Below are 24,476 nucleotides of genomic sequence, written 5' to 3'. Positions count from 1 at the left end.
ACGTGAGCGGGATCGGCCGGCTCGGGGGAATCCCGCCGGACCGGCCCGGCGGCCGTCAACTCCCGTGCGTTCCAGGAGCCCTTCCGGGTGACCGCCGTCTGGCGCAGATACAAGCACGGGGGCCGCGCGGGCGGCCAACCCGTCGTCCCGGGGCCACCCACGATGTCCAAGGGTGGTGCAGACGCGCTCACCGTTCGGTGCCGCCGCCTTCACCGGATGCCCGGAAACCCCCGCCCCCCGAACCGGACACTCCCGCACACACCTCGCCCCGCCCCGCGCGCCCCGCACCCCGGCTCGCACGCACGTGCCCACCCCCGGCCCCCCATGTGCAGATCCCGTACCCACCCTCCCAGGGGGCGCGGGCGAAGGCGTTCCGCGAGGTCGCGCCCCCCTCAGACCAGCGAAGCGGACCCGCCCGACGGCCGGGGCGCCGCGTACATCGCCTCGATCTCCGCCGCGAACGCCTCGACGACCGCACCCCGCCGCACCTTGAACGACGGCGTCAGCAACCCCCCGCCCACCGTGAACTCCGCGGGCAGGATGTGGAACGCCCGGATGGACTCCGCCGGGGACACCCCGGAGTTGGCCCGCACCACGGCGCGCTGGACCATCGCCCGCAACGCCGCGTCCTCCCCGTCCCCGCCGCCCTGGCCGGTCAGCTTGCGCCAGTGCGCCACCGCCGCCGGATCGAGGGTGATCAGCGCGGCGAGACAGGGCTGGTCGTCCCCGACGACCACGCACTGCGACACCAGCGGATCGTCCCGCACCCGCTCCTCCAGGGCGAGCGGCGCCACCGTCCGGCCGGTACTGGTCACGATGAGATCGTTCTTGCGCCCGGTGATGACGAGATACCCGTCGTCGTCCAGGAACCCGAGGTCCCCCGTACCGAACCAGCCCCCGCGCAGGGCGGTACGGGACGCCCGGACGTCGTTCAGATAGCCGAGGAAGACATTGTCGCCCCGCACCCAGATCTCGCCGTCAGCGGCGATGTGCAGCGAATCACCCGGCAACGGCTTGCCCACCGTGCCGAACTTGACCGCGCCCGGCGGCTGCGCGGCGCAGCCGCCGGAGGTCTCCGTCAGCCCGTACCCGTCGTACACGGTGATCCCGGCGCCCGCGAAGAACAGCCCCAGCCGGCGGCGCAGCGTGGACCCGCCGGACACCGCGCAGCGCGCCCGGCCGCCGAAGACCGCCCTGATCCGCGCGTACACCGTGTGGTCGTACAGCGCGTGCTGCATCCGCAGCCCGGCCCCCGGGCCGGTCCCCTCCCCGTGCCGCTCCCGCTCCACCGCCTCCGCGTACCGCACCGCGACGGACACCGCCCGGTCGAACACGGCCGCCTTGCGGCCGAGTTCGGCGCGGCGGCGGGCCTGCCGGAAGATCCGCTCGAAGACATGGGGCACGGCGATCACACAGCTCGGCCGGAAGCTCGCCAGCGACGGCAGCAGCGCCCCGGGCCTCATGTCCGGCTGATGGGCGAGCCGGACACCCCGGCGGACGGCGGCGACGGCGATCATCAGCCCGCACACATGGGCCATCGGCAGGAACGTCAGCAGCGAACGGTCCCCGTCCTCGGCGGTCAGCACCTCGCCCCAGCCCCCGACGAGGGTGTCCGTCCCGTACGCGAGGTTGCGATGGGTGAGCAGACAGCCGCGCGGCTGCGGGGACGTCGTACCGGAGGTGTGCACGATCGCGGCGATCTGCTCGGGGCGGACCGCCGCCCGGCAGCGGTGGACCTCCTCGTCGGGCACCTGAGCGCCCTCCGCCACCAGCTGCTCCACACAGCCGGCGTCCAGCTGCCAGATCCGGGAGAACAGCGGCAGCCCGTCGCACACCGCGGCCACGGTCATGGCGTGGCCCTCGTCCTCCACGACGACCGCCGAGACCTGCGTGTCACGCAGGATCCAGCGCACCTGGTCCGTGGACGACGTGGGGTACACGGGCACGACCCGCGCCCCCACGGTCCACAGGGCGAACGCGAACAGCGTCCACTCGTAGCGGGTGCGGGACATCAGGGCGACCCGGTCGCCGAACCGGATGCCGCCCGCGAGCAGGCCCTTGGCGACGCCCATGACCTCGTCGCGGAACCCGGCGGCCGTCAGCGGGACCCACACACCGCCCGGCCGGTCACCGCCGAGGGACATCGCCACGGTGTCCGGTTCCCGCCGGGCCCGGTCGAAGACCTCGTCCGCGAGTCCGCCCGCGGCCAGTGGCTCCACCAGACGCGGCACGCTGATCTCGCGCATCGCGGCCCCCTTCCTCCCGTCCCGCCGTGCGGACGGCAGCACGGGCACGGGCACGGGACAGCGGCATTCGACGCGAACCGCTCGTCACGGACGGGACTGCCTAGAGGGTGACATGGAAGGCACGCGCCGCGCGCGTGATCACCTGATTTGGCTCCGGCGCGCCCGCTCACCGTTCGTCCGTCCGCCCCGCCGCCGTCCCGGCCGTGCTCAGTGGTGTCCGGAGCCGAGGGCCGTGGCCAGTTCCCGGTCGGTCAGCGGCGGCCCCGCCAGCGGCGGCAGCCGGGGTCCGCGCAGCACCGCGAACACCACCTCGGGCCGCACCAGCGCGGTCATCGGCGCCGACAGCGTCATCACGTCCAGCAGCGCCTTGGCGACCAGGGGCCGGGCGGTCGCCGTCCGCATCAGCCGGTCGACATAGCGGCGCGCCGCCTTCGCGGACGGCCCGGGGCGGCGCCCGATCGAGCCCGGGTACAGGATGTCCTGGGCGGTCGCCAGATCCCAGGCCACCGAGACCGGCCGGGCCACGGCCCGTTGGGCGCGCCGCGCCTGCCCCGGCGTCCCGAGCCCCTCGGCGTCCACGAGCTGCCGCAGCGCCAGCGCCCCCTCGGCGGCCACCGACATCCCGTGCCCGTACACGGGGTTGTACGTGGCGACCGCGTCCCCCAGCACCAGGAACCCGTCCGGCCACGGGGCGACCCGTTCGAAGAAGCGGCGGCGGTTGACGGTGCTGCGGGTCACCCGTACCCCGCTGAGCGGCTCGGCGCGGGCGATCAGTTCCCCCACCACCGGATGGCGCACCGTGCGCGCGAACGGCTCGAAGCCCTCCGGGGACGGGCCCGGTTCACCGCCCCGGGTACCGGACAGTGTCACGAGCCACCGCTCACCCTCTATGGGCACGATCGTCGTCGTCCGGCCCGGCCGCGCCTCGCGGGCGTCGGCCTGGACGTTCACCACCGGGAAGCCCTCGGTCCCCGGCGGCGCCCGGAAGATCCGGGAGGCGTACACCAGCCCCGAGTCGACCTCCTCCTCCGCCGCCCGGGGCACCCCGAGCGCGGCCAGCTGGGCCACCGCCCGTGAGCCCCGGCCCGAGGCGTCCACCACCAGATCCGCGGCGAGGAATCGTTCCTCCGCCGCCTGACCCGGGCCGACCCGCAGCCGTACCCCGGTGACGCGGCGCGCGTCGCCCTCCAGGGCGAGCAGTTCGGAGTGCTCCAGGACGGTCACCGCCGGGTCCTCGGCGAGGCTCCGCCGGATGCCCCAGTCCAGCAGGTCGCGACTTGCCGCGATCATGAACTGGAGTTCGGGGAACCGGCGTATCCAGCCGCTCGGCTGCATCGACACCAGCCCGGTCGGCAGCGCTATCCGGCGGGCCCCGGCGGCCAGCCACCGTGCGGTGACCCCGGGCAGCAGCTCCTCCAGCGCGCGCGCCCCGCCCGACCACAGCAGATGGGCGTGCCGGGCCTGCGGAAGCCCCTTGCGTGATTCGGGACCCTCCGGCAGGGTGTCCCGTTCCACCAGGGTGACCCGGGCGTGGCCCCGCAGCGCGGCGGCCGCCGCCAGGCCCGCGACTCCCGCGCCGATCACCACGGCATGGCGGTGCGGGGTGTCCCGGGCGGCTCCGGCGGATCTATCGGATGGGCTCATGGGTACCGCTTTCTGACCGGGCGACGGCCGTACGGGCCGCCGCGACGACGGGGGAGTGGCGCAGCGCCAGGGACATCCGGACCAGGTCACGGGGGCCCTCACCGGAGACGGCGGTGTCCGGCGGCCTGTCCGGCCGCGCCAGCGCCGTCCCCTCCGGATCGGCCGCGCGCGCCCGTACCGCGGCGGTCACCATCGCCGCGTCGGCGACGGCCCGCGCCTGCGCCGGACCGTTCCCGGACGCGACGGCGGCGGCGTGCGCGCGGGCGTGGACCCGGCTGTCGAAGTACGGGTACAGGCTGAGCATCCCGTCATGGATGTCGGACTCCCGCTGGGTCACCAGGAGATCCGCCGACGGCCACCAGGAGATCCGCGACGGTGCGACGCCGTGCGGCCCGAGTCCGCGCAGCTCGCGCCAGAGCGGGCCGAGCCTGCGGTAGGTCGACCAGACGGTGACCTGCTCCCCGAGCCGCTGGAACGCCAGCGGCAGACAGAACCCGATGGCGCTGAACAGGGCCGCCGCCGAGGCCAGCAGGGGCGCCGTCTCGGAGCTGAGCCAGTCGAGGTCATGGCCCGCCCAGCGCGCGAACACCGCCGTGAACTTGGTCGCCGCGTAGGACAGGTTGAACAGATACCCGACGGCGATGGCGGACAGCCCGGCGCGGAGCAGCCCCCGTACCTGGAGCGACCAGCGCAGGCACAGATAGGCCATGGCGACACCCGCGACCGTGAGCCCGGTCAGGTACAGCACGATCATCTCGCGGATGTACGGGGTGTTGGCGTAGTAGGTGTCCAGGTCGCGCAGCCGTTCCACCGGCGCGTCACCGAGCGCGAACAGCACCACGAGGGCCACGCTCACCGCGGTGTACCCGGCGATCCAGCGGCGCGAGACCCGCCGGGTCACCTCGGGCGGTCCGCCGCGCCAGTTGACCATCAGCACCAGACAGGAGGCGCTGAACGCGGACAGCAGGGCGTACACGAGCGGCCCGGAGATGTTGGGCACCCCCGTGATCCGGTTGACCTGCGCGATCGTCGGCGGCGCGGAGAAGAAGAACACCGAGGTGCCGAGCGCGAGCAGCGCGCACACCGAGCGCAGCAGTGGATCGCGCCACTCCCGCAGCAGGGAAGGGAACTTGAAGGCGAGCGCGATGCCCGTCGCCGCGGCGGGCAGATAGTAGTCGGGGCCGTTCACGCCTCAGCCTTGCGGCCTGCGATAGCCCAGGGACGCCTCGATACGGGCGGTCAGCTCGTCACGCGGGGCCTGCCCGCGGCCCGCCGGACCGGCTGTCCGGGAGCGGCACTTGCTGGCGAGCAGCAGCCCGAAGCTCTCGGCCTCCTCCTCCTCGACGGCGTGCGAGCGGCTGCGGGCGGCGACCCTGCGGACGGTGTCCTGGAGATCGACGCCACCGGCGAGCAGCCGGGCGGCCACGCCGGTGCCCGCCGCGTCCACGTGCCGGGTGCTGTGTCCGGCCGTCATGTGCCACAGCTCATGCCCGAGGATGACCAACTGGTGGTCGGGGGCGGTGCGTTCCTCGATCACGATGAGGTCCTGGTCGGCCATGTCCAGCCAGAGGCCGCTCGCCGTGCCCGGCGGGAACGCGGCCATCCGGTGGTTGACCGGCCGGCCGCGCCGCCGGCTCATCGTCGCGCACAGCGCGCCGATCAGGGCGCCGGGGGTGTCGGGTATCTCGGGGGGCAGTCCGGCGATGAGTTCGCCGCACAACTTGCGCATGTCCTTGGTGACCCGCGCGCGCATCAGGGCTCCGTGGGGCCGTGGGGCGGCTTGACGCTCTCCAGCAGCATGTCCAGCCACTCCGTGACCTTGTCGCGGTGCTTGTCGGTGGGGAGTTGGGCGGCCCGCCAGGCGATACCGCGCACCCCGTGATTCTGCAACAGCTGTTCCAGGGCGTCGTCCATCGCGTCCCGCGACGGCTTCCCGGGGTCCGCGCCCGGCGCGGTGGCCGGCGGCGCGGGCGGCGCGGGCGGTACGGCGCGGTCCTGGGCGGCGGCCCACTGGAGCAGTTCCTGCTCGGTGAGCTGGAGCGCGGAGACCAGCGCGTCGGCGTCCTCGGCGGTCAGGAACCCCGCGTGGACGCCGAAGAAGCGCTGGATGGCCGCGCAGTGCTCCATCGTGGGCCGCCGGTCGCCGTTGATGAGGGCGCCGGCCTGCTGCCGTGACATCCCGGCGCCGTCGGCGATCTCCTGCTGGGTCCAGCGGCGGCCGTTCGGTTTCAGCCGTGTTCTGCGCAGCAGGTCGAACCGCTGGAGGAACCGGGCCTGGAGATCGGGCTCACCGCCCGTGCGCCCGGTCAGCAGATCCCTGACCACTTCCTCCGGTACCCCCGAGGCCACCGTGAGCCGGGGTATGTCGAAGACCTCGGCGTGGGGCACGCCGAGGCGGTCGGCGAGATCGCGGACCCGGGCGACAACACCCGGCAACGAGCCCGAGGGAGTGACGCCACCCGGCAGCGAGAAGCCATCCGTCACCGAAGGTCTCCTAGAACCGACACGTCGAACAGGACCGAAACACGGCTACCGGCGAACCCGCCGGACGAACGGTCCACCGGACCGGCCGCGCAGAGCCGTCCCCGGCCACCGGGGGGCTCGCCGGGTCGCCGGGACGCACGGCGCGACCGTGGCGGAAACCGGACGGAACGCGCCCCGAGGGGCCCGCACCACGGTCTCCGGCATCGCGCCATGGACAGCATCGGAGACTAGTCCCTCACCAGCGCACGGGCCAGGCCGCGCCACATCTGTGGCGTGTTTTATTCGTCAACCGTCTGTAAATGCCACGATAGTTGACATGCTTCCGGTCGGGGTAGCACGATCGCCACGCGGTGGCACGACCGGGGGCGCCGTTCCCGTTGCCGGACCGCCGCGCCGCACGACCAGCGCTCGCCGTCAGAGCCGTAAGAGGGGTGACCACCCGATGGCATACGAGGCACAAGGGCGCCGACGACCGGCCTGGGGGAGCGCGCGGACCGGGCCAGGATGCCGGGCCTATCTCCAGGACTACGCGGCCCTGCTGGACGCGGTCTCCTTTCCTTCCGTCGTCCTCGACCACCGCTGGGACGTCGTGCTCGCCAACGACGCGTACGACGTGCTCTTCGGAGGTGTCGGGCCGCATCCGACAGCCATGCCCCGCGACAACTTCCTGCGCTTCGTCCTCTTCCACCCGGACGCCGCCACGGTCCTCGGGGACCATGAGTCGAGCTGGTGCCTGCCCATGCTCGCGCACTTCGCCGAGGCACTGGAACGGCACGCCGGCGACGAGGAACTCCAGGCCATCCGCGCCGCCATCGCCGACGACCCGATCATGGACGCCGCCTACCGGCACGGGCTGCCCCGCTGGATCAGCTCGGTCGGCGCGGAGGCGATCGCCAACGACGGGGCGCTGCGCCCGCTGACCCATCCGGACCCCCGGTGGGGACGCACCCACTGCCGGGTGGTGGGCGAGGCGCCCCAGACACTTCAGGACATGGGATTCTCCCGGCTGACCCTGGTCCTGCGGGAACCCCGGAGGGCGGGCGGCGGGCGGCGGCCCGTACGACGCGGCGCCCGAAGGGCCGTCGGATATCTGCGGGCGGTGCCCGCGGCCGACGGCTGAGGTTCCTTCCCCGAGGGGAAGGGGGTGGACGGCGCGACCGGTCAGGGGGCCGCGCCGTCCACCCCTTCGCGCCCGGGCCCGTCCCGCCTCAGGAGGCCGGGCCGAAGGCGCCGAGGAACCGGTCCCGGAAGGTGTCCATCCGCCACACCGGCGCCGACGGGGACGGCGCCAGCCCCTCGTCCCAGCCCCAGTGGCCGATCCGTTCGAACACCGCCGGGTCCTTCGCCACCATCGCCACCGGCACGTCCCGGGACGCGCCCTCCCCGGCGACCGCCGGGATCGGCTGATGGTCGCCCAGGAACACCAGCACCGTGTCCTCGTCCCCGTACTCCTCCAGATACGAGACGAGGCTCGTCAGCGAGTACTCGACCGAGCGCCGGTACTCGGCGCGCACCCGCTCCGGGTCCCGCCACACCCGCTTCGGGTCCGCGCCCCGGGCCCGCACCCCCTCGTACACCGAGCCGTCGCCCAGTCCGTCCCAGCCGAGCATCTCCGGGATCGGGGCCCACGGATTGTGGCTGGACACCAGGACGATCCCGGCCATCAGCGGACCGCGCCCCGCCCGGCCCCCCTCCAGCCGCTCGAACGCCGCCAGGCTGAACTGGTCCGGGACCGGCGCCCAGCTGAACTTCGGCCCCCGGTAACCGAGTTCCCGCGAGTCGTACACCCGGTCCAGCCCGTAGAACCGCCCCTCCGGCCACTCCCGGGTGACCCCCGGCATGATCCCCACCGTCCGCCACGCGCCCGTCCGCCGGAACGCCTCCGTCAGCGTCAGCCGGTCGCTGGCCGTGACACTGCGGTACCGCTGCTGATGGGCGACCCACAGCCCCGACAGGAACGTGGAGTGCGCGAGCCAGCTCCCCGCACCGGCCGTCGGCGAGGTCAGGAAGCCGCTGCGCGACGCGTACCCCGCCGCCCGCAGCCGCTCGGTGCCGTCCGCGAGCAGCGCCCCGAGGTGCGGGGCCATCGCCGGGTCCTCCAGCGCGGTGCGCCCGTAGCTCTCGACGAACACGAACAGCACGTCCTTGCCGCGCAGCCCCGTCAGCAGCCGGTCGCCCGGGGTGTCGCGGAACGGGTCGTCGGCCGCGGCCCTCTCGAACACCTCCTCGTCCGCGAACGTCGCACGGGTCTGCCGCACCCGGTCACCCAGCGCGTCGGCCGTGCTCCGCGCCGCCAGCGGCGCCCCCGCGAACTGCGCGCCGAGCGCCGCGCACACCACCCACACCGTGCCGCCCGCCAGCGTCACGGGCGCCGCCACCGCACCGCTCCGCCGCAGCGACCGGCCCAGCCGCACCACCGACACCGTCCCCGCCGCGAGGACGGCCAGTGCCAGCGCCAGCACGGCGGCCGTGGCGAGCAGCGCGCCCGTACGTCCCACCGAGTCCCGCAGGAACGCCTGTCCGTCGTCCAGCAGAATCCAGTCCAGGACCGGGTCGAACGGCCGCCCGAGCGCCTCATGGAATCCCAGGTCCAGCGCCCCCAGCAGTACGGTCACCCCCAGCAGCAGCCCCAGCGCCCCGGCCGCCACGTCCCGCGCCCGGCCCGTCAGCGCCAGGAGCAGCGCCGCACCGAGGACCGCCTCGCCCGGCAGCCGTACGAAGGCCCCCGGGGTCAGCTCCGCGAGCCGGTCCGGCAGCAGCAGCCCGAACAGCACGAAGGCCACGGCCGAGGCCGTGCCCACCGCCCCCGCCACCCGCCGCCCGGGCGGGCGCCGGGGAACGCCACCCCCCTGCCCGTCCTCGGCACCCCGCACCAGTTCCCCGGGCACGGCTTCCGCCGAGGGCCCGGGTACGGGTACGGGGTCCCGGTCCGGTCGTGGACGGGGGCGGGTGAAGAGCGGCACGGTCCGAACGTCCTTCCCTGCGGGGCCCGATGGGACGACGGCGGACGGGGCCCGGCCCCCGAAGGTACGGCTCCCGCGCGCCGCCGTCTCACCCATCGGTCGCCCGCCCGCGAATACGCCCACTTGGCACCGGTACGCGGCCATTGCGACCTTGACCGTCCCGACCCCGCCTGATTTGATCGGCCGTATGAAGCGACGACAGGAACTCACGCGGCGACGCCATGTCGACCTCGCGCGTGTCTCCAGCGCCTTCTGTCGTCCCACCCGCTGACCCGGAGCCCCCGGCCCCCGCGAGCGCGCCCCGCGCGCCACGGCTGAACCACCCCCCGGCCGCCCCGGTCCGCCTCCCCGGCACCCGTACCCGGCATCCACGCCGGTACGTCCCGTCCGCCGCCCGCGCACTCCCGGGCGCCGTCGTCCCCCGCCCCGGGAATTCCCAGCGCCGAGGGTTCCCGGACCGTCCGTGACACGTGTCCGCCGATGTCCGCGACCGTCCGGCGCGTGCCGTACCGCGCGCGCCCGAGCCACCCGCATCCCCAGCCCGAAGGACTCCCCATGGCCACCGTCCTGTCCGTCTCCGGAAGCCCCTCCGCCACCTCCCGCACCGCACGGCTGCTGCGTCATCTCGACACCCGGCTACGGGAACAGGGCCATGACGTCATACCGCTGGACGTACGCACACTGCCGCCCGAGGCCCTGCTCGGGGCGGACTTCGGGCACCCCGCGATCCGGCACACCACCTCGCTGTTCGCCCGCGCCGACGGGGTCGTCATCGGCACACCCGTGTACAAGGCCGCCTACTCGGGACTCCTCAAGACACTGCTGGACCTGCTGCCGCAGTACGCCCTCACCGGGAAGACGGTGCTGCCGCTGGCCACCGGGGGCACCACCGCACACGTCCTCGCCATCGACTACGCGCTGCGGCCCGTGCTCAACTCGATGGGCGCGGACCATGTCGTCCAGGGCTGGTTCACCCTCGACCGGCAGATCACCGTAACGGCCGACGGCGCCCTCACCCTCGACCCCGAGGCGGCGGTGGCGGTCACCCAGGTCGTCGACCGCTTCTCCGCGGTACTGGGCGGCTCCCTGACCCCGCCCCCCGCCCTGGACACCCTGACCGCCGGCCTCGCCCACGCCCCGGCGGGAGTCGACCGGTAGGCCCGCCACCGGTCCCGCCCCTACCGCACCGACCCCGTCGTCCGAACGGCCGGTGACGCCCGCCGCGTCGCGCACCGACCCGCGTCGCGCACCGAACCCCACCGCGCCGCGCTCGCCCGGGAGCGGATGGCGCACGGCCTTCCAGACCCTGGACACCGGCACACCGTGCGCGCGGCCCGTCAGGAGGGCTCCGCCTCGGGCCTCCGCGGATTCCCCGACCCCCTGCCGAGGAGCCCCGGGCCGCCGGACGCGGCGGGGGCCGGAACCGCCTGCGCCCCGGCCCGCTCCGCGCCCCGCCCGAAGGCGGACTCGAAGGACGCCGTGTCCAGGGAGCGGCGCACGGCCGTGGTGATCCGGTCCACGTCACCGCGCTCACCGGCCGGCAGCGGCATACCGACCGCCTCGCGCAGCGCGGTCGCCGTCCCCAGCAGCCCGGCGGCCTCCTCGTGGTCGCCCGCGAGCGCGTGCGCACCGGCCAGGCCCTCGAAGGCGCGGGCGAGGGCCCGCCGGTCGCCGGTGCGGCGGGCGTGCTCCAGCCCCTCCCGGTGCGCCTCCAGCGCGGTCCCGGCATCGCCCCGCTGCTCGGCGATGAAACCCAGCTCGGCCAGGATCAGCGCCACCCCGTGGTCGCCCTCCCACCGGCGGCACCAGTCCAGCCACGCCCGCAGATGCGCCTCGGCGTCGTCCAGCCTGCCCTGGTGCCGCGCCACCAGCCCCAGACCCACCTCGGCGAACTCCTCGCCGCGCTCATGGGAATGCGCCACCGCGAGCCGCCTGGCCCGCCGGTGGAGATCCTCCGCCCGGTCCAGGTCGCCGGTCAGCAGCGCCGTACGGCCGAGCCGGGCCAGCATCCCGGACGCCACGTTCCACAGCTTCAGGCGCTCCGCCAGCCGCAGACCGTCCTGGCGCAGCCGTGCGGACGTCCCGTAGTCGCCGGTGAACTCGGCCAGGTCGCCGAGCGTCCGGGCGGCATGCAACTCGCCCCATCCGTCGCCGAGTTCCCGGAACAGCGCGTACGCCCGCTCCGCGTCGTCCCGCGCGGGCCCCAGGTTCCCCTGGTACAGGTCGATCTCGGCACGGACCGTCAGCGCGGCGGCCGTCCCCCAGCGGTCGCCCAGCGAGCGGAACCCGGCATACGCCCGGTCCACGAGGCCGAACGTCTCCCCGGAATCACCGAACCCGGTCCTCCCCAGCGCCAGGAACCACCGCGCCCGCGCCCCGCCCGCCGGATCGTCCCCCGCGTCGTACCACGCGAGCACGGACCGGTCCCCGGCGTCCGCCGTGTCGTGCAGCAGCAGCGACATCCCCGCCCGCCAGGCCCGCGCCGCGGCCCTCGGCCCGGGGCCGCCCCCGCCCGACAGGGCGAGATCCAGGGCGCGCCCCGCCTCCGCGAACCGGCCGCGCAGGAACCAGTACCAGCAGGCCGCGTCCACCAGTCGCAGCGCCTTGTCCGCGCCGCCCCGGCGGACGGCGTACGCGAGGGCCGCGCGGAGGTTCGCGGCCTCGGCGTCCATCTCCTCCAGCCTGCCGCGCTGTTCGTGGCCCCGCAGCAGGGGAGCGAGACGCTCGACGAGACCGACGTAGTGGTCGAGATGCCGGTCGCGCACCCGCTGTTCCTCCCCGGATTCCGCGAGCCGTTCCAGACCGTAGGCCGCGACGGACTCCAGCAGCCGGTACTGGCCGTCCCGGTGGACGACCAGGGAACGGTCGACCAGCCGTCCGAGCAGACCGAGCACGTCCCCGGCCCGTACCCCGTCCCCGGCGCAGACGGCCTCGGCGGCCAGGAGCGTGCAGCCGTCCACGGACACGGCCAGCCTGCGCAGCACCACCTGTTCGTCGCCGCCGAGCAGCCCCCAGCTCCAGTCGATCGTGGCGCGCAGGGTGCGCTGGCGTTCCGGTACGCCGCGCAGGGCCGCGGTGAGGACCCGGAACCGGTCGTCGAGCCGGTCCGCGAGGTCGCCCACCGGCATGACCCGCACCCGCGCGGCGGCCATCTCCAGCGCGAGCGGGATACCGTCCAGTCGGCGGCAGACCGTGGCGACGGCCTCCGCGTTGCCGGGCCCCAGGGCGAAACCGGGGGCGGCGGCCGTGACCCGGGCCACGAACAGCCGCACGGCGCTCGAATCGGACGGCCGCCCGGCGCCCGGCCCGGGCAGGTCCAGCGGGAGAACGGGCCAGTGGTGCTCGCCGCCGACCGCCAGCGGTTCCTGACTGGTGGCCAGCACCCGCAACCCGGGCGCCGCGCGCAGCAGCCGCGCGGTCAGCTCCGCGACGGGCTCCACCAGGTGCTCGCAGTTGTCCAGCACCAGCAGCAGCCGCCGCCTCGCGACGGCGTCGGCGAGCCGGTCGACCGGTGCGCGCGCCGGGGTACCGCCGTCGTCCCGCAGTTCGAGCGCCGCCGCGACGGCCTCCCGCACCTCGGCGCCGGAGCGCGCGGCGGCCAGCTCCACCAGCCAGGCGCCGTCCGGGAAGTCCCCCGCCCGGCGCGCGGCCACCTCAAGGGCCAGCCGGGTCTTGCCCACCCCGCCCGTCCCCGTCAGGGTCACCAGCCGCTCGGACGCCAGCAGCGCGCCGATCCGGCGGACGTCCTCGTCCCGGCCGATCAGCGCGGTGAGCGGGGCGGGGAGATTGCCGCGCGGGACCGTCCGCACGGGTACGGCGGCGAGGGCGGTGTCCTGCCGGAGGATCGACTGACGCAGCCCGGTGAGCTCGGGCCCGGGGTCGATGCCGAGTTCGGTCCGGAGCTGGTCACGCAGATCCCCGAGGCTCGCCAGCGCCTCGCTCTGACGGCCCGACCGGTACAGGGCACGGACCTGCGCGGCACGCAGCCCCTCGTGCAGCGGATGCGCCGCGACCAGTTCCCCCAGCTCGCCCGCCAGCACATCGTGCTCGCCCAGCTCCAGCCGTACTCCGGCGAGTTCGCCCAGGGCGGCCAGCCGCCGCTCTTCGAGCCGTGTGGCCTCGGCCTGTACGAACGGCGCGTCCGCGTGGTCGGCGAAGGCGGACGGCCCCCGCCACAGGTCCACCGCCTCGGTGAGCAGCGCCGCCTTCGCACGCGGGTCACCGGTGAGTGTCCGGGCCTTCGCCAGCAGCGACTCGAAGCGTCCGGCGTCGACCGCGTCGCCGTCCACCCGGAGCATGTACCCCGGCGGCCGGGACACCAGCAGATCGCGTCCGCCCGGCTCGGCGTCCTCCAGCGTCCGCCGCAGCAGCGACACCTTGGACCGCAGGGTGCGCACGTCGTTCACGGGAGGCGCGTCGCCCCACAGATCGTCGATCAGCCGGTCCACCGGCACGACCTGCCCGCGCCGTACCAGCAACGCGGTCAGCAGCGTACGGAGCCTGGTCTCGCGCACCCGTACGGGCCGACCGTCCCCTGTCCGCACCTCCAGCGGACCCAGCACCCCGAAACGCACCTGGCCACGTTACCCGGCTCCGTGCCGGAACCTTTCCGGAGACGGAGCGGAACCCCCCTGACGCACAGTCGTCCCATGTCCAACGAACCCGTTACTGTCATCGGGCTGGGGCTGATGGGCAAGGCCCTCGCCACCGCCTTTCTCCACGCCGGCCACCCCACCACCGTCTGGAACCGCACACCGGGGAAGGCGGACGCGCTCGCCGCGCGGGGCGCCGTCGTCGCACCCACCGTCGGCGACGCCGTCCGGGCGAGTTCCCTGGTCGTCGTCTGTCTGACCGACTACACCGTCGTACGGGACACACTCGCCCCGCGCCGGGCCGACCTGGCCGGGCGCACCCTCGTCAATCTGACCTCGGGAACCTCCGCCGAGGCACGTGAGACCGCCGGGTGGGCGAGCGACCACCTCGACGGCGCGATCATGGCCGTCCCCGGGGTGATCGCGACTCCGGAGGCGTTCCTGCTGTTCAGCGGATCGGCCTCCGCGTTCGAGCGGCACGAGGAGACACTGAAGTGCCTCGGCAACGGGGTCTACTTCGGGGAGGACCCGGGGCTGGCCTCCCTCTACGACGTCGCGCTGCTGGGTGTCATGTGGGGCACCCTGAACGCGTTCCTGCACGGGGCCGCGCTGCTGGGTGCCGCGAAGGTCGACGCGTCCGTGTTCGCGCCGTTCGCGAACCAGTGGGTGGCGAGTGTCACCGGCTTCGTCAGCGAGTACGCCGGGCAGATCGACAAGGGGGCGTATCCGGCGGAGGACGCCTCCCTCGACACCCATCTCGCCACGATGAGGTATCTGGTGCGGGAGAGCGAGGCGGCGGGCGTCGACACCGAATGGCCGGCCCTCGTCCAGACCCTGGCCGAACGCGCCCGGGGCGCCGGGCACGCCGGTGCCAGCTACGCGAGCCTCATCGAGGTCTTCCGCGGGACCCCGCGCTCCGACAGCTGAGCCCACTCGCTCACGTAAGGGGTCGGCGGCGGGAGGTTCCCCGTCGCCGGATGTCCGCGGCGCACCCGGGGCGGCGGCCCGGCTAGGTCAGATAGCCGAGCCCCGGGTGCGCGGCCACGTATCCGTCGACCAGACGCCGTGCCACGGACACGGAGTCGACCAGCGGGTGCAGGGCGAACGCCTTGACGGCCGTCGCCCGGGAACCGGAGTCCGCCGCGGCCATCACCTCGCGCTCGACCGCCTTCACGCTCGTCACCAGCCCCGCCGCGTGCGCGGGCAGCGGGCCGCCGGGCAGCGGGTGGGCGCCGTGCGCGTCCACCCGGCAGGGCGTCTCGACGACCGCGTCGGCGTCGAGCCCGGGCAGCGCGCCACGATTGCGGACGTTGAGGACCAGGGTGGCGCGTTCGTCCCGGGCGATGGCCCGCATCAGGGCGAGGGCGACCTTCTCGTAGCCGCCGGACTCGGTGAGGGACGCCTCGTCGCGCTCCCCGGCGCCCGCCGCCTCCCGGCTCTCGGACATATAGGTGGCCTCGCGTTCGGCCCGGACCTCGTCCCAGGCACGCAGCGCGGGGATGCCCGGGTCCGCGACCCGGGCATAGAACCGGGACTGCTGCTCGTCGAGGAACGCCCCCCGGGTCAGCGGCGCCGCCTGGTACGCGCGGACCGCCTCACGGTTGAAGTAGTAGTAGTGCAGATACTCGTTCGGTACGGCGCCGAGCGCGCGGAGCCAGTCCGCGCCGAACAGCCGTCCCTCCTCGAAGCTCTCCAGCAGCGCGGTGGAGGCGAACAGCCGCGGCAGCTCGTCCTCGCCGTCGATCCGCAGTCCGCGCAGCCAGCCCAGATGGTTGAGCCCGACGTAGTCGACCTCGACGTCCGAGCGCCCGGTCGCGCCCAGCGCACGGGCGACCCGGCGGCCGAGGCCCACCGGGGAGTCGCAGATGCCGATGACCCGGTCGCCCAGATGACGGGACATCGCCTCGGTGACGAGCCCCGCCGGATTGGTGAAGTTGATGAACCAGGCGTCCGGGGCGATCTCGGCGACGCGGCGGGCGATCCGGTCCGTCACGGGCAGCGTCCGCAGCCCGTACGCGATGCCTCCGGCGCCCACGGTCTCCTGCCCGAGGACGCCTTCGGCCAGTGCGACGCGTTCGTCGGCGGCGCGGCCCGCGAGGCCGCCGACGCGGATGGCCGAGAACACGAAGTGCGCGCCGCGCAGGGCCGTGTCCAGGTCACCGGTCACGGTGAGCCGGGGGGCCGGGGGAGCGGTGGGGTCGGCCTCGGCGGCCCGCTGGGCCTGTTCCGCGAGGACCCGGGCGATCGCCGCGGCGCGGTGGGGGTCGGTGTCGTGGAGGGCGACCTCCGTGACCCTGCCCTCGGCGCGGTCCGCGAGGAGTGCGGAGTGGACCAGGGGGACGCGGAAGCCACCGCCACCGAGAATCGCGAGCCTCATACCTACGCACTCTATGCGGTACGCCCGCGCCGTTGGGGTTCCCCACCTGGACGCACTTGTTCCGGTGCGGGTTCGTTCGTGGGTGCGCAGTTCCCCGCGCCCCTGGGTGCGCCCGGCTGGACGCGCTTGTCCCTGCACCGTCGCTCGGTGGGTTCGCGCAGTTCCCCGCGCCCCTGAGGTCGCGCCCCTTGCGGTTCCCGTTCGGCTGCGGGCGGCCCTTGGCTGCTCGCGCAGTTCCTCGCGCCCCTTGGGTCGCGCCTCTTGCGGTTCCCGTTCGGCTGCGGACGGCCCCTGGTTCCTCGCGCAGTTCCCCGCGCCCCTTCGGGGGCGCCCGAGGCCCGCGTCCGCTCGGCAGCACCGCCCCAAAGGGGCGCGGGGAACCGCGCGAACCCACCGAGCGACGGCACAGCAACAAGTCCGCCCAGCCGGGCCTACCCAGGGGCGCGGGGAACTGCGCACCCCACGAGCGACGGCGCAGGGACAAGCGCGCCGAGCCGGGCGTACCCAGGGGCGCGAGGAACTGCGCACCCGCGTCCGGCCCGCACAGGAAAAAGTACGGACACAGGTCGAAACCCAGGGGCGCGGGGAACTGCGCACCCCACGAGCGACGGCGCAGGAACAAGCCCGCCCAGCCGGGCGTACCCAGGGGCGCGAGGAACTGCGCACCCGCGTCCGGCCCGCACAGGAAAAAGTACGGACACAGGTCGAAACCCAGGGGCGCGGGGAACTGCGCACCCCACGAGCGACGGCGCAGGAACAAGCCCGGGCACAGGTCGAAACCTAGGGGCGCGGGGAACTGCGCACCCCACGAGCGACGGTGCAGGAACAAGTCCGTCGAGCCGGGCGTACCCAGGGGCGCGGGGAACTGCGCACCCCCGTCCGACCCGCACCGGAACAAGTGCGTTCGGCCGGGGAAACCCAGGGACGAGGGGCCCCGTAAGGACCCCGCTCAGGGGGTGGGGCTCAACGGCGCCGGACCGTCCACGTCGGCGCCCTCCGCACCGACCCCCCGCCCGGGACCGACCCCCCGCCCGGGACCGGGCACCCGCCCGGGAGCAGGCACCCGCCCGGGAGCAGGCACACGCCCACCCAAGCCCGCCCCGGACGCGACGGTCCGCGACCCCCCGCCGACACCCGACGCCCGGCCCCCGGCCGCCCTGCTGAGGACCAGGACCCCCCACCCCGCGGCCACCGCGCCCGCGACGGCCAGCGCGACCCCCGCCGCGCCACCCCGTACCCCCTCCCCGAGGAGAACGAGACCGATCGCCGCCGCGGCCACGGGATTGGCGAGGGTGAGCATCGCGAGCGGAGCGCCGAGCCCCCCGCGGTACGCGGTCTGCGCGAGCAGCAGCCCCGCCGCGGCGAACCCGGCGACCAGCAGCGCGACCACGGCGGTCCGCACACTCAGCACCGCTTCCGACCCGTCGGTCGCCGCGACGGTCACCGTCTGGGTGAGCGCCGAGGCCACCCCGGAGGTGACCCCGGACGCGGTGGCGTGCCGCAGCCCCGGGCGGGTGCCGGGCCGCGCCAGCAGCCCGATGAGCAGCGTGGTCACCCCGGCGACGGCCAGCGCCTCCGGCAGCGACAGGGTCTGGTCCGGGGCGGGCCCCGACGCGGCGAGCGTCAGTGCGGCGAGCCCCGTGAGGGCCAGCGCGATGCCCCGCCACTCCGCCCCGCTCACCCGGCGCCCCGCGAGCCGCGCGCCCAGCGGCACCGCGGCGACCAGTGTCAGCGCGCCCAGCGGCTGCACCAGCGTCAGCGGTCCGAACCGCAGGGCCGCGACATGCAGCAGCGCCCCGAAGGCGTTCAGCCCGACGGACCCCCACCACGCCCAGGCGCCGAGCAGACGCCGCATCCCGCGGTCCCGGACGGTCCTCGACGCGAGCCGTTCCTGGGTGACGGCGGCACCGGCGTACGCGACGGCCGAGACGAGCGACAGCGCGACGGCGACGACGGTGGCGTTCACCGGGTCCTCCCACGGCCGGGGAGGGACCGGCGTCCGGGCGGCGTGCCGATCCGCCCGCCCCACGCGCCCCGCGCCGGGGAGCGCGGAACGCCGAGCCCCAGGAGAGGGAGTGCTCGGTGCGGCTCCGGTGCGGAAGACCCGGTGCGGGAATCCATTCCGGCCCCTTTGCGTGAGGTGTGTGCGGCGGTGCGTGCCCGGCCGTCCGCCCAGGTGGGACAGGGCCGACGGCATTCATCGATACGCCAGTGTACCGATACGGGCCCGTATCGGTACACTGGCGTATCGATGAGGCGGCCGGATCGTGACCGACCGGGGCCTCCGGACCGGGAGGAGGGCGGAAGAGCATGCGGGAAGCGTCCGTCGCGGCACGCCGCTCCAAGATCACTCCGGAGCGCGAGCGGGAGTTCTACACCGTCGCGCTGGACCTGCTGCGCGCGAGCGGCTACGAGACGCTGAGCATGGAAGGCGTCGCCGCCCGCGCCCGGTGCGGCAAGTCGACCCTGTACCGGCAGTGGGGGACCAAGGCCCGGTTCGTCGCCGCCGCGCTCCGCTCGGAGCGCTGTCCCCGGTTCGCCGGGATCGACACCGGGAGCCTCGCCGGGGACCTGAGGGCGGCGGCCCGCGCGGCCGGCGCGGAGTCCTGCGACGACACCCGGCTGCTGCACGCCCTCGGCCACACCACCCTCCAGGACGACGAACTCCAGCGGGCGCTGTGCGAGGCGCTGGTCGAGCCGGAACTGGTCGAACTCGACGCGATGGTCGCGCGCGCCGTCGCGCGCGGGGAGATCCCGGCCGGACACCCGGCGGCGGACTTCGTCGCGGCCCAGCTCTTCGGGGTCACCCGGGTCCGGCCCCAGCTGGAGGGCCGGTTCGCCGACCCCGAGTACCTGGTCCGGCTGGTGGACGCCGTGATCCTGCCCGCGTTCGGCCTCGGGACGGCCGTCCCGGCGGCGGCGCACCCGCTCGCCGAGAAGCCGGACACCGGAGCCGAACGCTCCCCCTGAACGGCGGCCCGCCGCCCCTGGGATGACCGGTGGGCGGACCGCCGCGCGCCGCACCGTGGGGACGGGGGCGGCGCGCACCCGGCCGGGCGGGCCGTCCTCGTGAGCCATGCGGCCGCGCGCGGACGACCCGCCCGGTCCGCTCCGCCCCCACCTGGCCGACCCGCTCCACGCGAGCCCCGGCGGCGAACGGGGAGTACCGAGGGGCCGATCCGGCAGAGGACCTTAAGCGGCCTGGCCGTTGCCCGAGCCCCTGGCGGACTTCTTGATGCCCTCGGTGATCTCGTCCATCACCGACAGCGCGGGCGCCTTGTCGCTGACGTCGAAGCCGAACCGTACGACCACGAACTGCCGTGCGTCGTGCGGCGAGGGGAAGGCCAGCGACTGGACGTACCCGTCGTCGCCCTTCTCGGTGACGACCTTCCAGCGGACCAGATGGCCCTTCCCGCCCGCGACGGTCACCGGCTTGTCCGCGATCTCGTCGTGCGAGGTGAGGTCGCCGTACGAATCGGAGCCGTACGCCTCCTCGGCGGCGTCCGCGATGTCCGCCTCCGCCATCGCCCGCGCGGTGCGCTCCGTCCGCTTGAGCGCCGCCGCCGGGGCGGAGTGCGCCCCCGCCCGCGCACAGCTCTTCGTGGCGTCCCCCGGGCACGGGTACGGCCCCGTCGACACCTGCGCCCCCACGATGCCCGAATCGCCCGACCAGCCCTCGGGCACCGGCAGACTGATCCCGCTCGCCGGGTCGGCCGCGAAGCCCTTCTCGCCCTGCGGGGCGCCCGGCCGCGAGGGTGCGCCCGGGGCGCCGGGGCCGCCCTCGGGGGTGGCGCTCTCCGGGCCGCCGGGCGATTTCGGGCTGGGAGCGGTCGCCGTGCGGTCGCCGTCCTTGTCGTCGTCCAGGGTCAGCGCGTACACCCCGCCGGCCAGACCCCCGAGGACGGCAAGGGCGACGACCGCGCCTATCGCCGCGCGGACCGCCTTGCGCCGCTTCGCCGGGGGCGGGGCGACGGCCCACTGCGGATAGGCGGGCGGAGCCCAGGCACCGGACGCGCCGAGCGCACGGGTCTGCTCCGTCCACGCGTTGCCGTCCCACCAGCGTTCCGTGGGCGGTCCGTCACTTCTCTGCCCGGGGTCGGGGTACCAGCCGGGCGGCGTCATGTGGGTCATGCGCCCACACTAGGAGCCGTGCCTGAAAGCGGGATGAGAGGGGGACCCTCCACCACGGGGCCCCCACCAGCGGCGAAGCGTTCCGGCCAACTCCCCGCGCACCCCTCGCGCACACGCTCCGCGATCGGACCGTCACGTAAAGCACATCCACCGCGGTTCGCGCAAACTCGTCACCCGACCTGGGACAACCTGCCCTGACAGCACGCGCGTCAGCGATCCGGCCAGCTAACCTCAGGGGTCTGCAAGCCGGTTGAGCGAATCTGGGGAGGTTGCGGGATGACGCAGGGACCGTCGGACCCGTCCGGTGCCGACGCGCTGTGGGAACGCGAGAGCGAGATCGCCGCGGCGGAACAGGCCATCGAACGACTGTGTGCGGAGACACCGGCGGCCTCGGCGGGGCGTCCCGCCAGGCCCGGCAGCCTCCTGGTCTTCACCGGGGTCCCCGGGATCGGCAAGACCGCGCTGCTCACCCGGGTCCGGCGGACGGCCGAGAGCCGCGGGTGCACGGTCTGGTCGGCGCGCGGCGGCGAGACCCTGACCTCCGTCCCCTTCAACGTCGTACGGCAGTTGCTCCAGCCCGCGCTCATCACCCTCACCCCGGACGAGGCGAGGGTCCATCTCGGCGAGTGGTACGGGATCGCCGGACCGGCGCTCGGCATCGCCGAGCCGAGCGGACCGCCCGCCGACCCGCAGGGCGTCTGCGACGGACTCGAACACGGCGTCGGCCGGCTCGCGGACGCCTTGTTCCCACTGGTCCTGCTCGTGGACGACGCCCACTGGGCCGACCCCGAGACCCTGCGCTGGCTGGCCGGATTCGCCGAACGGCTGGACGAGATGCGGGTCCTCGTGGTGGTCGCGCACCGCCCGGTCGACCCCGGCAGCGCCGCCGCGCCCCATCTGGACCGCATCGGGCAGGCCGCCCGGCCCAGCGCCTCGCTGAAGAGCCTGAAGAGCCTCACCCCGGACGCGGCGGCCGGACTCACCCGCGCCCGGCTCGGCGCCCACGCGGACGACCCGTTCTGCCGCCAGGTCTGGGCGGTCACCGGCGGCAACCCGTTCGACACCGTGGAACTCCTCGCCAAGGTCCAGGACCAGGAACTGGAACCGACCGAGTCGTCCGCCGACGAACTGCGCGGACTCAACCGGTCGACCCGCGGTGGCGGACTGCTCGCCCGGCTCGACGAACTCGGTCTGAGCACCCGCAAGGTCGCGAGGGCCGCCGCGATACTCGGCACCGACATCCCGCTCGACGTCGTCGCGAAACTCGCGATGCTCCCCGAGGAAGCGGCCGGCAGATGCGTCGAGGAACTGCGGGTCGCCCGTGTCCTCGCCCGCCCCGGTGCCCAGCCCGGCTCCCTGCCCGACCGGCTGGAGTTCCTGCACCCGCTGATCGCCAGCGCCATCTACCAGGCCATCCCCAGCGGCACCCGCACCGTCATGCACGGGCTGGCGGCCGAGGCGGTGCGGCTGGCCGGGCAGGGCGCCGCCGCCGCGGCCCGCCATCTGCTGGAGGTCCATCCGGACGACGACCCCGAACTGGTCGAGCAGATGCGGGCCGCCGCCCGCGAACACCTCGCCGTGGGCGCGCCCGAGGCCGCCGTCCGCTGTCTGGAACGCGCGCTGCGGGAGCCGCCGTCGGACGACTACCGGGCGGAGGTCCTGTTCGAACTCGGCTGCGCGACCCTGCTGACCTCGCCCGCCCGGACCATCGGCCATCTGCGGGAAGCCCTCGCCGCCTTCGGACTGGAGGGCAAGACCCGGGTCGACGCCGTCTGCCAGCTCGCCCAGGCACTCGTCCACAACGATCAGCTGGCGGAGGCCATCCAGGTGATCGACGAGGAGGCCGAGCGGCTGGCACCCGGCCCGCAGCGGCTGCGGCTCCAGGCCCTGCACCACATGTGGGAGGGCATCCACGCCGACGAGGAGGACTCCACCGGCCGCTCCCGCAGCCTCGCCGCGCTCGCCGAGCCCCTCACCGGCCGCGACAACTCCGAACGCGCGCTGCTGATCATCCGCGGCTTCGACGCGATGACCCGCGGCGAGAACGCCGAACTGGTCGTCGAGTTGTGCGACCGGTCCCTGATGAACGGCGTACTGCCGCCCGGACTCGGCTGGACCGACTCCGAGTGGGGCTTCGAACTGCTGATGATGCTGGGCAGTTCGTATCTGTTCAGCGACCGGCTCGACCGCGCCGAGAGCCTGTTCGGTGACGCGCTGCGCGTCTACCAGGCCAAGGGCTGGAGCGGTGGCCATCTCGCCCTGGCACACGCCTTCGTCGGATTCGTGCTGCGCAGACGCGGCAAACTCGCCGACGCCGAGGGCTTCCTGAGGGAAGCGCTGCGGCTGGCCGACCGGGTCGGCAGCGGACTGCCCATGCACTGGGACGCGGCCTGCATGCTCATCGACACCCTGACCGCCCGCGGCCATGTCGCCCAGGCCCTGGAGATCGTCGAGCGTTACGGTGTCACCCCGCCGTACCCGTCCACGATCATCATGCCGGACGCCGACTCCGTGCGCGGCAGGCTGCTGATCGAGGCCGGGCGGGTCAAGGAGGGCATCCGGGCGCTGGAGTCGGCGGAGAAGGCCGCGGCCACCGGCGGACGGCACAACACGATCATGTCCACCTGGGCCGCCGATCTGGCCCGCGCGCTCGCCAAGGACGATCCGGACCGGGCCGCCGGACTCGCCGCCGAGGCCCGCACCCAGGCCGAGCGCTTCGGGACCGACACCGCCATAGGGGAGGCCCTGCGGTGCGCGGCGGCGCTGGAGACCGGGCAGCGGGCCGTCACGCTGTACGCGCAGGCGGCGGCCTATCTGGAGGCGTCGCCCTGCGCCTATGAGCACGCGGTCGCCCGGATCGACTACGGGATCGCCGCCCGCTCGGTCACCGAACTGACCCGCGGTCTGGCCCTCGCCCGCGCTTGCGGGGCCGACGGACTCGTGGCCCGCGCCGAGCACGTCCTGGAATCGGGCCGCGGACTGGGCTGAGCCGGTGGACGGCCCCCCGCCGGAGCCCGGGGCGGCCCGCCGCTCAGCGCGCCACCAGCATCACCCACACCGGCCCGGACGCGACATTCAGCGGATCGCCGTCCGGGGTGGTGAACGTCGTCGTGTCGCGCTCCGACCGGCGCTGCCACTCACCCGCGTGGGCCCGGCCGTCGCGCAGCACCTCCGCGTCGCCCGACCCCACGGTCACGGTCAGCGGGGAGTTGTTGCCCATGAAGTCCTGGAACTGCGACTCCTTGATCTCCACCCGCTGGACGACGACGGTCGCCGCGGTCACCGGCGTACCGTCGGGCTCGGTCGCCGGTCTGCCGTCCATCGCGATCAGCCAGCGGCCCTGGTCGGCCGACCAGGTGAAGGTGAACCGCGAGGAAGGGAAACGCACGGTGCGTTCGGCCACCCGCTCCCCGCCGTCCGGCGCCGGACCGCCGCGCAGCCCGGCCCGCTCCAGGGCCTTCGCCCCGGCCGTGCGGTCCTGCACCCGCGGCGGGCGGACGTACAGATTGTGGGGCGCCGTCCGCTCGGGGTCGCGGACGAAGGCGCCCGACGGGGCGTCCCCGGGGGTCACCGGCCGCAGCGGCGCCGCGTCGATCAGCGGCAGCAGCTTGGACTGGGCGCCGGAGAACACCAGTGTGGGGTCCTGGAACTGCGCCAGCAGCTCCAGATCGGACTCCCGGGCGCTGCGCACCGGCCCCACGGAGTCCGGGAGCTTCGTCGCGTACAGCGCCATCAGCCTGCTCAGCCCCGCCTCGACCTGCTCCGCGTAGACCACGTCCGCCGCGTTCAGACCGGTCTGCGGACGGGCCTGCGGGGCATTGTCGATCTTCACGGCGAGCAGCGGCCCGGACGACTCCGCGGGCGATTCCGACGGGCCCGGTGACGAGCCGCCGGAGCACGCGCCCGCCAGGAGGGCGAGCACCACCGCGATCACGACGCCGAGCGCGCCGTGTCTTGCACGAGCCGACCGTTCCATCTGTCTGCACCCCCGGAGGCGAGCGTGGGTTCTCACGGTACGACGGCGGGGACGGTCCGACCC

Annotated in this window: 17 protein-coding genes; 6 read left to right on the top strand and 11 right to left on the bottom strand. The window is 74.7% G+C overall.

All coding sequences use genetic code 11. From position 1 onward, the window contains the following. Nucleotides 1-392: 392 nt before the first annotated feature. The 5 genes from OG711_RS06850 to OG711_RS06830 all read right to left on the bottom strand — a co-directional run bounded on the left by OG711_RS06850 (nt 393) and on the right by OG711_RS06830 (nt 6,374). Nucleotides 393-2,246: an AMP-dependent synthetase/ligase gene (locus tag OG711_RS06850; RefSeq protein ID WP_329558745.1), complete on the bottom strand. Its 1,854-nt coding sequence runs from the start codon at nt 2,244-2,246 to the stop codon at nt 393-395. Nucleotides 2,247-2,453: 207 nt separating this feature from the next. Then, the gene (locus tag OG711_RS06845; protein WP_329558744.1) at nt 2,454-3,890 is read right to left on the bottom strand and encodes an FAD-dependent monooxygenase; all 1,437 of its coding nucleotides are present in this window, start codon (nt 3,888-3,890) and stop codon (nt 2,454-2,456) included. Beyond that, on the bottom strand, nt 3,874-5,079 hold the full coding sequence (locus tag OG711_RS06840; protein WP_329558743.1) for an MAB_1171c family putative transporter: 1,206 nt from the start codon (nt 5,077-5,079) through the stop codon (nt 3,874-3,876). The genes OG711_RS06845 and OG711_RS06840 overlap by 17 nt, the downstream gene beginning before the upstream one ends. Before the next feature lie 3 nt (nt 5,080-5,082). After that, the gene (locus OG711_RS06835; protein ID WP_073785136.1) at nt 5,083-5,619 is read right to left on the bottom strand and encodes a toxin-antitoxin system, toxin component; all 537 of its coding nucleotides are present in this window, start codon (nt 5,617-5,619) and stop codon (nt 5,083-5,085) included. 23 nt (nt 5,620-5,642) lie between these two features. Continuing rightward, a complete protein-coding gene (locus OG711_RS06830; RefSeq protein ID WP_329558742.1) occupies nt 5,643-6,374 on the bottom strand; it encodes a helix-turn-helix transcriptional regulator in 732 nt (243 codons plus the stop codon). A gap of 442 nt (nt 6,375-6,816) precedes the next feature. Between OG711_RS06830 and OG711_RS06825 the strand changes: the two genes are divergently transcribed. Then, nucleotides 6,817-7,494, top strand: coding sequence for an MmyB family transcriptional regulator (locus OG711_RS06825; RefSeq protein WP_073782327.1), 678 nt, complete (start codon nt 6,817-6,819; stop codon nt 7,492-7,494). A gap of 88 nt (nt 7,495-7,582) precedes the next feature. On the opposite strand, the gene OG711_RS06820 is transcribed toward OG711_RS06825, so the two are convergent. Next, nucleotides 7,583-9,337: an alkaline phosphatase family protein gene (locus OG711_RS06820; protein ID WP_329558741.1), complete on the bottom strand. Its 1,755-nt coding sequence runs from the start codon at nt 9,335-9,337 to the stop codon at nt 7,583-7,585. A 187-nt stretch (nt 9,338-9,524) separates the two neighbouring features. Between OG711_RS06820 and OG711_RS39040 the strand changes: the two genes are divergently transcribed. Together OG711_RS39040 and ssuE are read left to right on the top strand one after the other, a co-directional pair. Beyond that, the gene (locus OG711_RS39040) at nt 9,525-9,608 is read left to right on the top strand and encodes a putative leader peptide (RefSeq protein ID WP_353961787.1); all 84 of its coding nucleotides are present in this window, start codon (nt 9,525-9,527) and stop codon (nt 9,606-9,608) included. Nucleotides 9,609-9,892: 284 nt separating this feature from the next. Beyond that, nucleotides 9,893-10,495 carry an NADPH-dependent FMN reductase gene (gene ssuE / locus OG711_RS06815; protein WP_329558740.1) on the top strand — a complete coding sequence of 201 codons (603 nt, stop codon included), beginning with the start codon at nt 9,893-9,895 and terminating at the stop codon, nt 10,493-10,495. A 179-nt stretch (nt 10,496-10,674) separates the two neighbouring features. Here ssuE and OG711_RS06810 read toward each other — a convergent pair whose 3' ends face one another. Further along, complete coding sequence (locus OG711_RS06810) at nt 10,675-13,911, bottom strand: BTAD domain-containing putative transcriptional regulator (protein WP_329558739.1); 3,237 nt, start codon at nt 13,909-13,911, stop codon at nt 10,675-10,677. A 75-nt stretch (nt 13,912-13,986) separates the two neighbouring features. On the opposite strand from OG711_RS06810, the gene OG711_RS06805 reads away from it, so the two are divergent. Further along, the gene (locus OG711_RS06805; protein WP_329558738.1) at nt 13,987-14,856 is read left to right on the top strand and encodes an NAD(P)-dependent oxidoreductase; all 870 of its coding nucleotides are present in this window, start codon (nt 13,987-13,989) and stop codon (nt 14,854-14,856) included. Nucleotides 14,857-14,938: 82 nt separating this feature from the next. On the opposite strand, the gene OG711_RS06800 is transcribed toward OG711_RS06805, so the two are convergent. Both OG711_RS06800 and OG711_RS06795 read right to left on the bottom strand, forming a co-directional pair. Beyond that, the gene (locus OG711_RS06800) at nt 14,939-16,306 is read right to left on the bottom strand and encodes a 6-phospho-beta-glucosidase (protein ID WP_329558737.1); all 1,368 of its coding nucleotides are present in this window, start codon (nt 16,304-16,306) and stop codon (nt 14,939-14,941) included. A gap of 949 nt (nt 16,307-17,255) precedes the next feature. After that, nucleotides 17,256-18,272: a DMT family transporter gene (locus tag OG711_RS06795; protein ID WP_329558736.1), complete on the bottom strand. Its 1,017-nt coding sequence runs from the start codon at nt 18,270-18,272 to the stop codon at nt 17,256-17,258. 344 nt (nt 18,273-18,616) lie between these two features. Here OG711_RS06795 and OG711_RS06790 point away from each other — a divergent pair, with 344 nt between their 5' ends. After that, a complete protein-coding gene (locus tag OG711_RS06790) occupies nt 18,617-19,276 on the top strand; it encodes a TetR/AcrR family transcriptional regulator (protein WP_329558735.1) in 660 nt (219 codons plus the stop codon). 222 nt (nt 19,277-19,498) lie between these two features. On the opposite strand, the gene OG711_RS06785 is transcribed toward OG711_RS06790, so the two are convergent. Next, a complete protein-coding gene (locus tag OG711_RS06785; protein ID WP_073782341.1) occupies nt 19,499-20,437 on the bottom strand; it encodes a DUF2510 domain-containing protein in 939 nt (312 codons plus the stop codon). Nucleotides 20,438-20,713: 276 nt separating this feature from the next. Here OG711_RS06785 and OG711_RS06780 point away from each other — a divergent pair, with 276 nt between their 5' ends. Next, complete coding sequence (locus tag OG711_RS06780) at nt 20,714-23,425, top strand: ATP-binding protein (protein ID WP_329558734.1); 2,712 nt, start codon at nt 20,714-20,716, stop codon at nt 23,423-23,425. Between the two features lie 43 nt (nt 23,426-23,468). Here OG711_RS06780 and OG711_RS06775 read toward each other — a convergent pair whose 3' ends face one another. After that, a complete protein-coding gene (locus OG711_RS06775; protein ID WP_266506401.1) occupies nt 23,469-24,413 on the bottom strand; it encodes a DUF3048 domain-containing protein in 945 nt (314 codons plus the stop codon). Nucleotides 24,414-24,476: the final 63 nt, after the last annotated feature.

This window comes from Streptomyces uncialis (assembly GCF_036250755.1).
In the GTDB taxonomy this organism is placed as follows: domain Bacteria; phylum Actinomycetota; class Actinomycetes; order Streptomycetales; family Streptomycetaceae; genus Streptomyces; species Streptomyces uncialis.
This window is presented reverse-complemented; position numbering and strand designations above follow the sequence as displayed.

What these genes read in the sequence shown, in the direction of transcription:
- OG711_RS06825 (WP_073782327.1), top strand. Translation starts at nt 6,817, where the DNA reads ATGGCATACGAGGCACAAGGGCGCCGACGACCGGCCTGGGGGAGCGCG.
- OG711_RS06790 (WP_329558735.1), top strand. Translation starts at nt 18,617, where the DNA reads ATGCGGGAAGCGTCCGTCGCGGCACGCCGCTCCAAGATCACTCCGGAG.
- OG711_RS06800 (WP_329558737.1), bottom strand. Translation starts at nt 16,306, where the DNA reads ATGAGGCTCGCGATTCTCGGTGGCGGTGGCTTCCGCGTCCCCCTGGTC.
- OG711_RS06785 (WP_073782341.1), bottom strand. Translation starts at nt 20,437, where the DNA reads ATGACCCACATGACGCCGCCCGGCTGGTACCCCGACCCCGGGCAGAGA.
- OG711_RS06835 (WP_073785136.1), bottom strand. Translation starts at nt 5,619, where the DNA reads ATGCGCAAGTTGTGCGGCGAACTCATCGCCGGACTGCCCCCCGAGATA.
- OG711_RS06850 (WP_329558745.1), bottom strand. Translation starts at nt 2,246, where the DNA reads ATGCGCGAGATCAGCGTGCCGCGTCTGGTGGAGCCACTGGCCGCGGGC.
- OG711_RS06845 (WP_329558744.1), bottom strand. Translation starts at nt 3,890, where the DNA reads ATGAGCCCATCCGATAGATCCGCCGGAGCCGCCCGGGACACCCCGCAC.
- OG711_RS39040 (WP_353961787.1), top strand. Translation starts at nt 9,525, where the DNA reads ATGAAGCGACGACAGGAACTCACGCGGCGACGCCATGTCGACCTCGCG.
- ssuE (WP_329558740.1), top strand. Translation starts at nt 9,893, where the DNA reads ATGGCCACCGTCCTGTCCGTCTCCGGAAGCCCCTCCGCCACCTCCCGC.
- OG711_RS06780 (WP_329558734.1), top strand. Translation starts at nt 20,714, where the DNA reads ATGACGCAGGGACCGTCGGACCCGTCCGGTGCCGACGCGCTGTGGGAA.
- OG711_RS06805 (WP_329558738.1), top strand. Translation starts at nt 13,987, where the DNA reads ATGTCCAACGAACCCGTTACTGTCATCGGGCTGGGGCTGATGGGCAAG.
- OG711_RS06775 (WP_266506401.1), bottom strand. Translation starts at nt 24,413, where the DNA reads ATGGAACGGTCGGCTCGTGCAAGACACGGCGCGCTCGGCGTCGTGATC.